The organism is Mediterraneibacter torques (assembly GCF_044591705.1).
In the GTDB taxonomy this organism is placed as follows: domain Bacteria; phylum Bacillota; class Clostridia; order Lachnospirales; family Lachnospiraceae; genus Mediterraneibacter; species Mediterraneibacter torques.
Map to the genome: position 1 here is coordinate 639,757 of NZ_CP172594.1, position 15,602 is coordinate 655,358.

A 15,602-nucleotide genomic window follows, 5' to 3' on the forward strand; every position below is an offset into this window, starting at 1 on the left:
ATTTTCATAATCTTTTTATTGATTTATGCAAAAGCTGTACTTATAATGGTAATAACGTCATGCACGTTGTGCAATGACGCCGAAGATTTTTAGGAGGAACAGGATGGATAACAACCAGAATAAGAAGAATAATAAAAATAATCCGAATAATAACCGGCAGGGTTTGGGCATTGTGCTTATAACGACCCTGCTGGTGGCTTTTGTATTGATCGGATTCTTTTCTGCTATGGGCAATACAAGTCAAAGGGAGATCAGTTATGACAAATTTCTTAAACTTGTAAGTGAACATAAAGTAAAAGAGGTAAAGTTAGACAGTGAAAAGATTTATATTACATTAACGGACAAAGCCCGTGAGGAAGCGCGGGAAAAAGCTGTTGAGAAAGCGGAAAAAGAAGGACGCCTCAGTCCGTTTGAAGAAGCGATGGAAAGATTGCGTATCCAACTGCCTTCCGTAAAAAAAGAAGGGAAAGAACACGCGCCTGATTTTTATACGGGATATGTTGACGATGATACGCTTGTGACAAAACTTGACCGTGCCGGGGTTAAGTTTCAAAGTGAGATTCCGGATACGATCGGTCAGTTGTTTTTTGAAATGTTTGTCACGGTGATCCTGCCGCTTCTGCTCATGGTGTGGCTGTTCACATATATGATGAAGCGCATGAATAAGGGCGGCGGAATGATGGGCATTGGAAAGAGCAATGCGAAGATGTACATGGAAAAAGAAACAGGAGTGACGTTCCGGGATGTGGCAGGAGAAGATGAAGCGAAAGAATCGCTTCAGGAAGTCGTTGATTTCCTTCATAATCCGGGAAAATACAGTGGGATCGGAGCGAAACTTCCGAAAGGAGCGCTTCTTGTAGGACCGCCGGGAACAGGAAAGACACTTTTGGCAAAGGCGGTTGCGGGAGAGGCAAAAGTTCCGTTTTTCTCATTATCGGGTTCTGCGTTTGTGGAAATGTATGTCGGTGTCGGAGCATCCCGTGTTCGTGATCTGTTCAAACAGGCTCAGCAGTCGGCTCCGTGTATTGTGTTTATCGACGAGATCGATGCGATCGGAAAGACAAGAGATACGGCGATGGGCGGAAATGATGAGAGAGAGCAGACTCTGAATCAGCTTTTGGCGGAGATGGACGGATTTGATACGAATAAGGGACTTTTGATTCTGGCGGCAACAAACCGTCCGGAGATTCTTGATCCTGCGCTTCTTCGTCCGGGACGGTTTGACAGACGGATCATTGTTGATAAGCCGGATCTGAAAGGCCGTGTCGATATTTTAAAAGTACATGCAAAAGACGTTCGGATGGATGAGAGCGTGGACTTGGAAGCAATCGCGCTTGCAACATCCGGAGCAGTTGGTTCGGACCTTGCGAATATGATCAATGAAGCGGCGATCAATGCAGTAAAACACGGAAGGCAGGTTGTGAGTCAAAAAGATTTGTTTGAGGCGGTTGAAGTTGTTCTTGTCGGAAAAGAGAAGAAAGACCGGATCATGAGCGAGGAAGAGCGGAAAATTGTTTCTTATCATGAGGTAGGTCATGCCCTTGTGACAGCGCTTCAGAAAAATACAGAGCCGGTACAGAAGATCACGATCGTTCCGAGAACGATGGGCGCGCTGGGGTATGTGATGCAGACTCCGGAAGAAGAGAAGTTCTTAAATACAAAGAAAGAACTGGAAGCGATGATCGTTGTTGCGCTCGGAGGACGTGCGGCGGAAGAAATCGTGTTTGATACAGTAACGACAGGCGCGTCAAATGATATTGAACAGGCAACGAAAATCGCCCGTGCCATGATCACGCAGTATGGAATGTCAGACAGGTTCGGACTGATGGGGCTTGAATCGATCCAGAACAAATATTTGGACGGCCGTGCGGTTCTTAACTGTGGAGAGGCGACAGCGGGAGAGATTGACGAAGAAGTAATGAAGATGCTGAAATCTGCGTACGCAGAGGCGAAGAAACTTCTTTCCGAAAACAGAGAAGCTCTTGATAAAATCGCGGAATTTCTCATTGAAAAAGAAACGATCACAGGAAAAGAATTTATGAAGATATTCAGAGAAGTAAAAGGAATTTCCGAGCCTGAAGAAGGCGCGGTATCCGGTATAGAAGAGCGTGGGAGAATTGCGATGAAATAAGGAAATAAGGGTTGTTTTCCGTTTGAGAGAAAGCGGAGAGCGATCCTTTTTCTTTTGAAATCATAAAATCCGTCGAATCTTTCGGAATTTTGGAAGAAAAGAATTTCCGGGAACGGATAGTTTGAGAATAAGAGGGAAAATGGATGGAATACAGAAACAGTTATATATCGCCGCTTGGCAGGATATTGCTGACAGCGGATGAGATCGGACTGACCGGACTGGCGTTTGAAGGACAGAAAAATGCTGTTCAAGGTTTGATTCGGGAAAGTGAGGAGAAAGAGACAACACTTTTTTCGGGTGTGAAAAAATGGCTGGATATATATTTTTCAGGAGTGGAACCGGACTTTCAAATACCGATTCATTTGGAAGGAACCGATTTTCAGATGTGTGTGTGGGAGATGCTTTGCACGATCCCGTATGGAGAGACAACGACATACGGCGCAATCGCAAAGCAGATCGCACATGACAGAGGGATTTCAAAGATGTCGAGTCAGGCGGTTGGAAATGCTATCGGACGCAACCCTGTGTCGGTGATCGTTCCGTGTCACAGAGTGATCGGAGCAAAAGGAAATCTGACAGGATATGCAGGCGGAATTGAGAGAAAAGCAGAGCTTTTAAAAATAGAACAAAACCAAAATGCCACTGAGCAGTATCCCTTTTGATAAAGTGAAAGAGAATGTTTATAAAAGATAAGTTTTTCTTGTTTTTTTATATATGGGAAGTATAATAAAGTTTATGGAAAACAATAATTTTAACATACAGGAAGAATTAAAAAAGCTTCCCGCAAGACCGGGCGTATATCTTATGCATGACGAGCGGGACGAGATCATTTATGTCGGGAAAGCGATCAGTTTAAAAAACAGAGTGCGGCAGTATTTTCAAAGCAGCAGAAATAAAGGCGTCAAGATAGAACAGATGGTGACGCATATCAGGCGTTTTGAGTATATTGTGACAGATTCGGAGTTGGAGGCTCTTGTATTAGAGTGTAATCTGATCAAAGAACATCATCCAAAATACAATACGATGCTGATGGATGATAAAACATATCCATTTATCAAAGTGACGGTGAATGAACCCTTTCCGAGAGTTTTGCTGGCAAGGAAAATGCTGAAAGATAAGGCAAAATACTTCGGTCCGTACACGAGTGCGCAGGCGGTTAGAGATACGATTGATCTGATCCATAAATTGTACCATGTAAGGAGCTGCAATCGAAATCTTCCAAAAGATATCGGGAAAGAACGTCCTTGTCTTAATTATCATATCAAGCAGTGCGACGCTCCGTGTCAGGGCTATATTTCTCAGGAAGACTACGGGGCGGCGATCGTGGAAGTGTTGAAGTTTTTGAATGGAAATTATGATGTGATCTTGAAAGAGTTGGAAGGAAAAATGAATACCGCCTCTGAGAATCTGGAGTTTGAACGTGCGATAGAATACAGGGAACTGATAAACAGTGTGAAAAAGATTGCTCAGAAACAAAAGATCACAGATTCGAGCGGAGAAGACAGAGATATTCTGGCGGCAGCTTCGGAAGGGGAAGATGCGGTTGTTCAAGTGTTTTTTATAAGGGGAGGACGGCTGATCGGAAGGGATCATTTTTATCTTCGTATCTCAAGCGGAGAAAAAACATCCGGTATTTTAGACAGTTTTATTAAGCAGTATTATGCGGGAACGCCTTATATTCCGGGAGAACTGATGATTCAGGAGGAAATCAAAGACAGAGAATTGATCGAAACGTGGCTTACCTCAAAGCGTGGACAGAAAGTGACGGTAAAAGTTCCGAAAAAAGGAACAAAAGAAAAACTGGTCGAATTGGCCTCTGACAATGCGAAGCTTGTTTTGAGCAAAGACAAAGAGCGGATGCGAAGAGAAGAAGGCCGTACAATCGGAGCTGTAAAAGAAATAGAAGCACTGCTTGGCATTTCGCAGATCAGGCGTATGGAAGCTTACGATATTTCCAATACGAACGGTTTCGAGTCAGTCGGATCTATGGTCGTGTATGAGAGAGGAAAACCAAAACGAAATGATTACAGAAAGTTTAAGATCAAAGGAATCCAAGGCGCAGATGATTACGGAAGTATGAGAGAAGTGCTGACCAGACGTTTTACTCATGGTTTGAAAGAACGGGAAGAGAACGGAGAGCTTGGAAAGTTTACTGTATTTCCGGATCTGATCTTGATGGATGGAGGAAAAGGTCAGGTAAACGTGGCGCTTCAGGTATTAGAGGACCTGAATCTGAATATTCCGGTGTGCGGCATGGTAAAAGATGATTTTCACCGGACGAGAGGACTCTATTTTCAAAACGAAGAGATTTCGATTGAAAAATCATCCGAAGCTTTCCGCCTTATTACACGAATTCAAGATGAGGCGCATCGGTTTGCAATCGAATACCACCGGCAGCTCAGAGGAAAAGGTCAGGTACATTCCATCCTGGATGATATAGAAGGGATCGGACCTGCGAGAAGAAAAGCGCTTATGCGTCATTATTTAAGTCTGGACGCGATCAAAGCAGCTTCAATAGAAGAACTTGCGAAGCTTCCTTCTATGAATGAAAAGGCGGCGCAGGCGGTATACAATTTTTTTCATACATGATATGATAAGAGAAATGAATAAAGAATGTCGCCGGATGAGGGGAAAGCCGATCCGGCTATGAAAAATAAAATGAAAGGAACGGAAAATATATGGGACGAGGAATTAAACTAAGTGAAATCGCAGAAAGGATGGATCTGAAAAATCTGACGCCGGAGTTGGATCTGACAGAGAAAGAAGTCCATGTGCCGGACGTCAACAGACCGGCGCTTCAGTTAGCGGGCTTTTTTGATCATTTTGACTCAAACCGCGTACAGATCATCGGGAATGTAGAGTACACATATATGCAGACGCTGACAGAAGAGCGGAGAGTGTATATTTATGAAATGCTTCTGAAACACCCGATTCCGTGCATGGTATTTTGCCGGGGGATAGAGCCGGGCGACGTGTTTTTAAAAAAGGCGGTGGAAAGTAATGTGCCGGTATTTAGCGCATCCAAACCGACATCTGATTTTTCTGCGGAGATCATCCGTTGGATGAACGTAAAGCTTGCGCCGTGTATTTCGATTCACGGAGTTCTTGTAGATGTATATGGCGTCGGTGTTTTGATCATGGGAGAAAGCGGGATCGGAAAAAGTGAAGCTGCACTTGAGCTGATCAAGAGAGGACATCGTCTTGTGACGGATGATGTAGTGGAAATACGGAAAGTGAGCGATGAGACGCTTGTAGGCTCTGCGCCGGATGTGACGAAAAACTTTATTGAGTTAAGAGGAATCGGTATCGTCGATGTAAAATCAATGTTTGGTGTCCAAAGCGTCAGAGAAACTCAGAACATCGATCTTGTCATTACACTGGAAGACTGGAGCAGAGAAAAAGAGTATGACAGGCTCGGACTGGAAGAAGAGTATACGGAATTTCTCGGAAATAAAGTCGTATGCCACAGTATCCCGATCAGACCGGGAAGAAATCTTGCTATTATCGTAGAGTCAGCCGCGGTAAACCACAGACAGAAGCAGATGGGTTATAACGCGGCGCAGGAATTATATAAACGTGTGCAGGAAAATCTTGCGAAAAAAAGATAAAAGATAAGGAAGGAGATCAGGAATTATGAATTATTGTTTCGGCGTTGACATCGGAGGCACAACAGTTAAGATAGGGTTGTTTGAAGAGACGGGAACTATTGTTGAAAAATGGGAGATTCCGACGAATACATTGGCTGATGGAGAGGCAATTTTGCCGGATATTGCATTTTCGTTAAAAACAAAGATAGAAGAGAGAAAACTATCCGAAGAAGACATCCTCGGGATCGGAGTCGGAGTTCCGGCGCCTGTGACGGCAGAAGGAATTGTAAACGGGAGCGCAAATCTCGGATGGAAATATAAAGAAGTGAAAAAGGAAATGGAAGAGCTGACAGGTTTGAAAGCGTACATCGGAAACGATGCGAATGTTGCCGCTCTCGGTGAAATGTGGAAAGGAGGCGGAGCCGGAGAAAAAAATATGATCATGGTAACGCTTGGCACAGGAGTAGGAGGCGGAGTGATCATTGACGGAAAGATGCTCGTCGGCAACAACGGAGCAGGAGGAGAAATCGGACATATCTGCGTAAACTATGAAGAGAACGATCGATGTGGCTGTGGGAATAAAGGGTGTTTGGAACAGTATGCGTCTGCTACGGGAATTGTCCGCCTGGCAGAACAAAAATTAAAAACAGAAAAACGGGAAACGATTCTTAATAAAGCTGCGATTACGGCAAAAGATGTGTTTGATGCCGTAAAGGCAGGCGACGAAGTGGCGGATGAGATTGCGGCTGAGTTTGGAAAATATCTCGGATACGGACTTGCCAATCTTGCGGCAGTCGTGAACCCGGCAGTGTTTGTCATCGGCGGAGGCGTTTCCAAAGCCGGCGAAGTACTGATTCCGTACATAGAGAAACCGTATAAAGAAAGAGCGTTTTTTGCAGATAAAAATGTAAGATTTGTTCTTGCGCAGTTGGGAAATGATGCGGGAATCTGTGGATCTGCCAAGCTCGTGTTAGACGAGAAGAAAAATTGATGTTTTCTTCGTTTGATGTTTGAAATATCTGAAATAAAGAATATATTTTTAAAACAAAAATATTTGAATTGAAATCATTGAAAAAAAACCACAATATAGGATAAAACGATATGGAAAAAATAAGTTTATCCTATGTTGTGTTTTTTTAATTTTTGTTTTTAACAATCAAAATGTAAAAAATAGACAAAAAAAGAATACTTAATACGATAAAAACGGATTAAAATTAAAAAAATGTTGTGTAAACAGACTAAAATCTTTGAAACAAAGAAAAAGTGTTGACTTAAAAGAAATATATGATAAAATATAGACAAATAAAGAAATAAAGTTTCCGGCCGGAAGCTAAAGAGCATGAAAATGCGGGTGACTGAAAAAAGTAAAATTTGAAAAGAAACCCCGGAATACAGAATGGAAAAAGAGGAGAATGAAAAGATGAAAGCATTAGCAAGATATGGAAAAGAATTTGGCGGATATCGTATGATCGACGTTCCGAAACCGACATGCGGTCCGGAAGATATTATTATTGAGATCAAGGCGGCTGCAATCTGCGGAGCAGATATGAAACACTATAAAGTGGATAATGGCTCCGATGAATTCAACTCGATCCGCGGACATGAATTTGCAGGTGAGATCGTAGAAGTTGGCGAGAAAGTAACGGACTGGAAAGTGGGACAAAGAGTTGTGTCTGACAACAGCGCTCATGTATGCGGCGTTTGCCCGGCTTGCGAACAGGGAGATTTTCTCTGCTGTGAAAGCAAAGTAAACTTAGGTCTTGATAATAATACATGGGGCGGCGGATTTTCTAAATACTGTAAAGTTCCGGGAGAGATCCTGAGAATCCATAAACATGCGATCTGGGAGATCCCGGAAAATGTAAAATATGAAGAGGCGGCGGTACTTGATCCGATCTGTAATTCATACAAAGCGATCGCGCAGCAAAGTCATCTCCTTCCGGGACAGGATGTCGTAGTATTCGGAACAGGACCGCTTGGATTATTTGCAGTACAGGTAGCAAGAATTATGGGCGCGGTCAACATCGTTATGGTAGGACTTGACGAGGATGTTCCGGTTCGTTTTCCGGTTGCAAAAGAGCTTGGAGCTACACACTGCGTAAACGGTTCCAAAGAAGATGTAGTAAAAAGATGTACAGAAATCTGCGGAAGAGATAACTTGGGTCTTGTCGTTGAGTGTTCGGGAGCAAACATTGCTTTGAAACAGGCAATCGAGATGCTTCGTCCGAACGGAGAAGTTGTTCGTGTAGGAATGGGATTCAAACCGCTTGAATTTTCAATCAACGACATTACTTCATGGAACAAGAGCATTATCGGACATATGGCATATGACTCCACATCATGGAGAAACGCGATCCGCCTTCTTGCTTCCGGTCAGATCAAAGTACAGCCGATGATCACTCACAGACTTGGACTTTCCGAGTGGGAAAAAGGATTTGAACTGATGGCGAAAAAAGAAGCAATCAAAGTAATCTTTACATATGATTTTGATGACGAGGATTGATGACCGGGGGAGAAGCAATGGAAAAGAAATTAATGCTTGCACCGTCTATGGGTTGTTGTGACTTATATGATTTCGGTCATCAAGTAAAATTTATCGATGAACATGCAGATTTCCTTCATATTGATATAAAGGATGGAAATTATGTAAAAACATTTGGCGTTGGTCCTGATTTTATGACAGTATTGAAAAAAGTTGTAAAAAAACCGATGGATGCACACTTAATGGTAAAACATCCGCAAGATTATATTGAGGCATGTGCTGCAGCCGGAGCAGCTTATATCACTCCGCACACAGATTGCATTGAAGGTGATGCTTTTGTGACGATCAACAAGATTATCTCTCTGGGATGCAAAGCCGGGATTGCCATGAACCCGGCAGCTCCTTTAGAGGCGATTCGATATTACCTTCCCCTTCTGTCGAAAGTAACGATTATGATCGTAGATGCAGGATATGCCGGACAGAAGGTGATCACACAGATGTATGATAAAATACGTACCCTTGCAAAATGGAGAGAAGAGATGAAGCTTGACTTTCTGATCGAGGCAGACGGATCGATGAATGCAGGCGTTTATGCTCCTCTTTATGAAGCAGGTGCAGATATGGTTGTACTCGGACCTCCGGCTCTTTGGAATAAAGATGAGGATATCGAAAAGGCGTGGGCAATCATGGAACAGGAAGTAAAAAGTGAACTCGCCGGAATGTAAAATACAATACAGACAGTTTCATGTACATAGAAAAAGAGGCTGTCACAAAGAATGAGAAAAGAAAGGGAATTAATTATGGAAACAAGAAAAAGCGCAAATATCGGCGCAAGACTCGATCGCCTTCCGAATTCGGGATGGCATATTAAAATGTGGCTTGTTACAGCATTTGCCTTGTTGGTGTGCTGGTCAAACGGAATAGGAGGATCGGTTCAGAATATTTTGCTTAACGAGCTTCATTGGTTAGAACCGGGTACAAAACTCCTTGCAATGTGGGGAACAACTTATACGGCAGGACAGCTTTTCGGAGCGCTTGTCGGAGGTCCTATCGGAGATAAAATAGGACGTAAAAAAAGTATTCTTTTATATGAAATTATCCATATTATCGCCATGATCGGCGGCGCGATCGCACCGAACATTTATGTATTGTATGTATTCAGACTTGTACAGGGATTCGGACTCGGAGCGCTTCTCGTAGTTCTGTTTGCAGGATTTACAGAGTATGTGCCGGGAAGAAACCGTGGTGTATGGTCAAGCCGTAACTCCTTTATCGGAAACTGGGCTCACCCGATCTGTAACGGAATTGCATTTTTGATCGTGACAACAGGAATCAGCTATAATATGAACTGGAGAATCCAGTATATGATCCCGTCTGTTCTTTCTATTATTGCATCCATCATTATTGCAAAGAAGCTTCCGGAGTCTCCGCGTTGGTTAGAGGCACAGGGAAGAGTTGACGAAGCAGACGCAATCCTTACAAAGATTGAAAAAGAAATTGAAGCGTCAACAGGAAAACCGCTTCCGCCTGTAACAGAAGAGCCGAAAGAAGTAAAACAGCTTCCGTACTCGGCTCTGTTTAAAGGCAAACTTTTGAGAAGAACGATCGTAGGTTCTCTCGTATTGATCGGTATGAACACGATCCAGTATACATTGATGACATGGATGCCGTCCTTGTTGAAATCAATGGGATATGATACATCACAGTCACAGTTTATGACAATGTTCGGACTGTTCGGCGCTCCGTTTGGAATCTTTATCGCATCACTGATCATGGATAAGATTCCGAGAAGAGTTATGGGCGTGATTCTTCTGGCAGCAATGGCTGTACTTGGAGTTATTACAGGACAGCAGACAACAATGACAGCATTGATCGTAACAACATTCTTGCTGAACACGGCAATTTATATGTACGTATGCTATGCTTCCGCGGTGTATGTTCCGGAAATGTGGCCTACGTCGGCAAAACTGTCCGGTTCCGGCTTCTGTAATGCGATCGGACGTGTCAGCAATATCTTCTTCCCGTTCCTCGTAACAAGCGTTGCAGCAGGTTCTATGGGAAGCACGGGAGTATTCGTCCTGATCTCTGTTGTTGCCGTAATAATCGGAGTATGTATTTTGATCTTCGGCGTAGAGACTAGAGGAGAATCTGTAGAAGATATCGGAAATGTTGATTAAACAGAAGTAATAGGTAAATGAGTTTCCTGTTCTCCTAGTATTGGGGAACAGGAAAAATTGTAAAAGATGAAAGGTGAAAGGAAGGATATAAAATGAAAAATTCAGAAGCAATCTTAGTGACTCCAAAACATTTTGAAATACAGGAATGTCCGGTTCCGGAGCCGAAAGATCATGAAATTCTTATGAAAGTAGAGTATGTCGGAATGTGCGGATCTGATATTCATGGATTTGAATTTGGACCGTTTATTCCTCCGAAAGATCCGAATCAAAAGATCGGTCTCGGACATGAGGTGGCGGGAGAAGTTGTTAAAATAGGAGCGAAAGTAACAAAATTTAAAGTCGGAGACAAAGTGCTTATTGAGCCGGGTGTTCCGGATGATACATGTGAGTATTGCCGTACAGGCCGTTATAATATTTGTCCGGGAGTTGACTTTATGGCAACACAGCCGAACTATAAAGGGGCGCTGACACAGTATATGACTCATCCGGAAGAATGGACATATCATATTCCGGAAGGGATGACAACGATGGAAGGGGCTCTTGTAGAGCCGGCGGCAGTTGGAATGCATGCTGCTGTTCTCGGAGGAGCACAGCCGGGTAAAAGTATCGTCATCCTCGGAGGAGGAACAATCGGTCTGATGGTTCTTCAGGCTTGTATCAGCCTCGGGGCAACAGATATTACAGTTGTAGATGTTATTGAAAAACGTCTGGAACTTGCAAAAAAATTAGGTGCTGCAAGAGTAATCAACGGAAAAGAAGAAGATACGGTTGCGGTTCTTAGATCGGAAGAAATGTACGGAGATCATGGCGTGGATCTCGTATTTGAGGCGGCGGGAGCTGTATTTACGGCACAGCAGGCAGTACAGATCGTAAGCCGGGGCGGTAAAATCATGATGGTAGGAACACAGTCGAAGCCGGTTCCGATCGATTTCTTAAAGATTAACCGAGAAGTGACGATTCAGACATCATTCCGTTATTGCAATAACTTCCCGCAGACGATCGAAGCGATCTCATCAGGAAGATTTAATGTAAAAGATATGGTAACGAACATTTATGATTATGAAGACGTGCAGAAGGCATTTGAAGAAGCGATCGATCCTGTGAAAAAGACGGAGATGGTTAAAGGCGTGATCAAAGTAGCAGAATAGTAAAATTGTGAATCTATCCGACTCGGGCGATATGAAAGTGCATAAATCCAAGCTTGGGTCGTTGAAAAGAAAAGGAGAAAAGTTATGATTTCAGATATCAGATATTGGGAAAAGAAAGCAAGTGAAGGACATTATGCAATCCCTCATTTTAATGTATGGAATGCAGAGATGCTGATGGGAGTTATTGATGCGGCGGAAGAACTGCGCGCGCCGATCATTATTTCATTCGGAACAGGATTTACGGGAAATACTTCTTTTGAAGATTACTGTTATATGATGGAATCTATGGCGAAAAAAGCAAGTGTTCCGGTAATTCTTCACTGGGATCACGGCCGCAATATGACGATCCTTCAAAATGCCGTAGACCATTGCATGAATTCTGTAATGCGTGACGCTTCTGCTCTTCCGTACGAACAGAACGTTGCAGAGATCAAAAGATGCGTAGATTATTTCCACGCTTATAACATTCCGGTTGAGGCAGAACTTGGACATGTAGGAAACGAGACGATCTACGAAGAAGCGTTGTCCGAGTATCACTATACAGATCCGAAACAGGCAAAAGATTTCGTGGACAGAACAGGATGCGATTCTCTGGCTGTTGCGATCGGAAACGTACACGGCGTTTATTCTTCTGAGCCGAAGCTGGCATTTGATATTTTGGAAGAGGTTGCAAATGCAGTTGACGTTCCGCTTGTACTTCACGGAGCATCAGGTATCGGAGATGAAGATATTAAGAAAGCGATCTCTCTTGGAATCGCTAAGATCAATATACATACAGAATTATGCCAGGCTGCTATGGAAGCGATCAACGAACATAAAGACGAGCCGTTCTTGGCTGTGGAACGTGCGGTAAGACAGGCTGTAAAAGAACGTGCAATGTACAAGATCAAATTATTTGGTGATGACGGAAGGGCTGATGAATAAGGTGAGTAAAGATTTGGACGTAATGATTATCGGGGCGGCGATCGTAGATCTGCCGCTGCGCCCGGTAAGTAAAGAAGTGTTTGACGTTGTATCTTATCCGGTAGACGGAATTGCAATGACGATCGGAGGAGATGCGCTTAATGAATCGACCATTATTACAAGACTGGGACATAAAGTTGCTTTGATGAGCTGTATCGGTGTCGATGTAGCCGGAGCGTTTGTGTTAAGTCATTGTGAAAGAACAGGAATCGATACAAAATATATCAAACAAGATCCGGCAATCGATACTTCGATCAATGTCGGTCTGGTAGCGGCTGACGGAGAGAGAACTTTTATCACGAACCGTCAGGGAAGTCTTTGGAAATTTAAGTACGAAGATTTGGATATGTCAGCTTTAAAAGGAGCAAAGATTCTTTCGTTTGCAAGTATTTTCAACAATCCGCTTTTTGATAATAAAGCGCTTGTATCTGTATTTTCCAAAGCAAAAGAAGAAGGTATGATCATTTGTGCCGATATGGTGTCGCCAAGATTGAATGAGAAACTGGAAGATATTACGGAAGCGTTGAGTTATGTAGACTATTTCTTCCCGAATTTTGAAGAGGCAAGTGAAATGACGGGAGAGACAGACGAAGCGAAAGTGGCTGATAAGTTATATGCCTGCGGTGTGAAAAACGTAATCATGAAGATCGGTAAAAGAGGATGCTACATCCGTAATGCAGACGGTGCGATGATCGTTCCGGCATGCAAAGGAGTGACGGCAATCGATACGATCGGAGCAGGAGATAATTTCGCATCCGGATTTATTACAGGCCTTTTGGAAGGAAAAGATATCCGTGAATGTGCGATCTATGCAAACTGTACTGCAGCTGTTTCTGTTCAGTATGTCGGCGCGACAGGCGGTGTGACAGATAAAGCGATCGTAGATAAGATGCTTGCGAAATACCGTGAAGATTATAAATAATATCTGCATACTTAAAAGTGTTTGGTTGGATGAAATAGGTTAAGAAAGGGATAGACAGCTATTATGAAAACGATGAAATTAGGAAAGACAGGAATAGATATTTCAAGAATCGGACTTGGAACATGGTCGATCGGAGGCGGTTCTGCGTGGGGCGGAGATCATGAGCTTCAGACAGTTGTAGATACGATAAGGGAAGCTCCTAAGGCAGGAGTCAATCTGATCGATACAGCGCCGGGATACAATTTCGGAAACAGTGAAAAAATTCTCGGAAAAGCTCTTGAGAAAATGAATCGCGAAGAAGTTGTGATCATTACGAAATGCGGAGTTACATGGGATCAGGAGATGAAAGGAGACCTGTTTAATAAAGTAAACGGGATTCAGCTTTATAAAAACCTGAACAGCGAGTCTGTGAAAAAGGAAATTGTCGGCTCTCTTGAGCGTCTCGGAACAGATTATGTGGATGTGTATATGACACATTGGCAGTCTGTGGAAGGATCAGAATATTATGTGCCGATCCAAAAGACAATGGATGTTTTAAATGAGTTAAAAGCTCAGGGAAAGATACGTGCGATCGGAGCGGCAAACGTAGATATCGACCAGATCAAAGAATATTTGAAATGGGGAGATCTTGATATTGTTCAGGCGAAATATTCGATACTTGATCGTGGTATTGAAGATGAGATTATTCCGTGCTGTCGTGAAAACGGTGTGACGATCCAGGCATACTCTCCGCTTGAGATGGGACTTCTTTCGGGAACGATGCCGAGAGATTATCAGCCGGTCGGAGCACAGATTCCGAAAAAATGGTTCCAGCCGGATAATATGCAGGCGGCAATGGATATGATGGATAAATGGAAACCGCTTTGCGAAAAATATAATTGTACAATCGCAAATCTGGCTCTTGGATGGATACTGGCACAAGGAGATTTCCTGAATCTTCTCAGTGGCTCGACAACAGTAGATCAGATTAAAGAAAATGTGAAATCAGCTGAATTGGAACTTGATCCGGAAGATGTCGCTTATATGCGCGAGCTTGCGGAAGAAATCGATAAATAAGAGGCAACTGTATTTTAAAGATTGTTTGCCTGTATATATTTCCGAGTCTGAATATTTCAAAAGGAGAAATCATGTTTTCAAAGAATAAAGGTCTTGCAAAAACCAACTCAAAGGAGTTATTATTAAATAAAAGTGGTGTGAATAGCGGTGGAAAAGGTACAGAAAGGGAAGAAAGCATGGCGGGCAAGGAAAGATTGATGGCAATCCGTCAAACGATACAGATGCAGAAGAAAGCGTCTGTAGGAGAATTGAGTAAAATATGCAGAGTGACGGAAGAGACAATACGCAGAGATTTGGATAAGTTGGAGGCGGATGGCGTCGTGACCCGGGTTCACGGCGGTGCGATCTGGAATGAAGGCATTCAAAAAGAAGGAGTTCATTTTTATCGGAGGATGAGCAAACATCTGAAAGAAAAGCAGGAGATTGCCCGCAAAACGGCGAAACTTTTCGAGGGAAAGACAACGATGATCGCGGATTCTAGCACAACGGTGATGGAGGCGTTGAAGCTGCTGCCTCAGTCTCCTGATATAACAGTTGTGACAAATTCAACTGAGGTATTCCGTGAATTTCAGCAGTCTCCTCTTAATATTATCTCGACTGGGGGAGAGTATAATAAAAAATCACTTTCTTTACAAGGGCAGCTTGCCAAGACAAACATTCTGAAATATAACGTAAGCCTTGCATTGATCAGCTGTAAAGGACTGAGCATTGAAAAAGGTGTGCTTGATTCAAACGAAAGCGAAGCTGAGGTAAAGAAGGCAATGCTCTCGCAGGCTGAGGAAGTTGCGCTCTTAGTTGATTTTTCAAAATTTGATCAGTCGGCATTTGTGAACCTGATCGATCTTCAGAAGGTGAATTACATTATTACAGACAGGAGTCCTTCAGAAAAGTGGATAGAGTATTGCTCCGAACAAGGGATTGAATTGATTTATTAAATTGTTTAGGAAATTTTCGGATTTCGATTAAGAATTATCATTTGAATAAAAAAAGGAATGACCGATGCGTTTTTTTGTAGCGGTCATTCCTTTTTTATATAGGTATTAAATTATGTGTAGAAAACAATCATAAACAAAATGTATGAATCAAAGAAAATAGAAGAAAACAAAAAAATATATAACAAAAATAACGGATGAAAT

General features: G+C 42.8%; 13 protein-coding genes. All 13 read left to right on the plus strand.

Features of this window, described 5'->3' with window-relative positions:
• Positions 1 to 103 precede the first annotated feature (103 nt).
• The 13 genes from ftsH (at position 104) to ACH9UM_RS03025 (ending at position 15,401) form a co-directional block, all read left to right on the plus strand.
• Entirely contained in the window at positions 104 to 2,131 is a 2,028-nt protein-coding gene (gene ftsH, locus ACH9UM_RS02965; RefSeq protein WP_009320715.1) for an ATP-dependent zinc metalloprotease FtsH, read from the plus strand.
• A 143-nt stretch (positions 2,132 to 2,274) separates the two neighbouring features.
• A complete protein-coding gene (locus ACH9UM_RS02970) occupies positions 2,275 to 2,793 on the plus strand; it encodes a methylated-DNA--[protein]-cysteine S-methyltransferase (RefSeq protein WP_009320713.1) in 519 nt (172 codons plus the stop codon).
• Between the two features lie 73 nt (positions 2,794 to 2,866).
• Positions 2,867 to 4,720, plus strand: coding sequence for an excinuclease ABC subunit UvrC (gene uvrC / locus ACH9UM_RS02975; RefSeq protein ID WP_009320711.1), 1,854 nt, complete (start codon positions 2,867 to 2,869; stop codon positions 4,718 to 4,720).
• An 89-nt stretch (positions 4,721 to 4,809) separates the two neighbouring features.
• Complete coding sequence (gene hprK, locus ACH9UM_RS02980) at positions 4,810 to 5,739, plus strand: HPr(Ser) kinase/phosphatase (RefSeq protein ID WP_004846499.1); 930 nt, start codon at positions 4,810 to 4,812, stop codon at positions 5,737 to 5,739.
• A gap of 25 nt (positions 5,740 to 5,764) precedes the next feature.
• The gene (locus ACH9UM_RS02985; protein WP_004846498.1) at positions 5,765 to 6,709 is read left to right on the plus strand and encodes an ROK family glucokinase; all 945 of its coding nucleotides are present in this window, start codon (positions 5,765 to 5,767) and stop codon (positions 6,707 to 6,709) included.
• A 429-nt stretch (positions 6,710 to 7,138) separates the two neighbouring features.
• Complete coding sequence (locus ACH9UM_RS02990; protein WP_044929722.1) at positions 7,139 to 8,221, plus strand: zinc-binding dehydrogenase; 1,083 nt, start codon at positions 7,139 to 7,141, stop codon at positions 8,219 to 8,221.
• A gap of 17 nt (positions 8,222 to 8,238) precedes the next feature.
• The gene (locus tag ACH9UM_RS02995; RefSeq protein ID WP_009320707.1) at positions 8,239 to 8,925 is read left to right on the plus strand and encodes a hypothetical protein; all 687 of its coding nucleotides are present in this window, start codon (positions 8,239 to 8,241) and stop codon (positions 8,923 to 8,925) included.
• A gap of 51 nt (positions 8,926 to 8,976) precedes the next feature.
• On the plus strand, positions 8,977 to 10,377 hold the full coding sequence (locus ACH9UM_RS03000) for an MFS transporter (RefSeq protein WP_009320705.1): 1,401 nt from the start codon (positions 8,977 to 8,979) through the stop codon (positions 10,375 to 10,377).
• Positions 10,378 to 10,469: 92 nt separating this feature from the next.
• A complete protein-coding gene (locus ACH9UM_RS03005; protein ID WP_004846494.1) occupies positions 10,470 to 11,525 on the plus strand; it encodes an NAD(P)-dependent alcohol dehydrogenase in 1,056 nt (351 codons plus the stop codon).
• An 84-nt stretch (positions 11,526 to 11,609) separates the two neighbouring features.
• Complete coding sequence (locus tag ACH9UM_RS03010) at positions 11,610 to 12,449, plus strand: class II fructose-bisphosphate aldolase (protein WP_004846493.1); 840 nt, start codon at positions 11,610 to 11,612, stop codon at positions 12,447 to 12,449.
• Positions 12,442 to 13,410 (plus strand): carbohydrate kinase family protein, encoded by a 969-nt coding sequence (locus ACH9UM_RS03015; RefSeq protein ID WP_004846492.1) that lies wholly within the window; start codon positions 12,442 to 12,444, stop codon positions 13,408 to 13,410. The genes ACH9UM_RS03010 and ACH9UM_RS03015 overlap by 8 nt, the downstream gene beginning before the upstream one ends.
• Positions 13,411 to 13,473: 63 nt before the next feature.
• Positions 13,474 to 14,466 (plus strand): aldo/keto reductase, encoded by a 993-nt coding sequence (locus ACH9UM_RS03020; RefSeq protein ID WP_004846491.1) that lies wholly within the window; start codon positions 13,474 to 13,476, stop codon positions 14,464 to 14,466.
• A 71-nt stretch (positions 14,467 to 14,537) separates the two neighbouring features.
• A complete protein-coding gene (locus tag ACH9UM_RS03025; RefSeq protein ID WP_004846490.1) occupies positions 14,538 to 15,401 on the plus strand; it encodes a DeoR/GlpR family DNA-binding transcription regulator in 864 nt (287 codons plus the stop codon).
• Positions 15,402 to 15,602 lie beyond the last annotated feature (201 nt).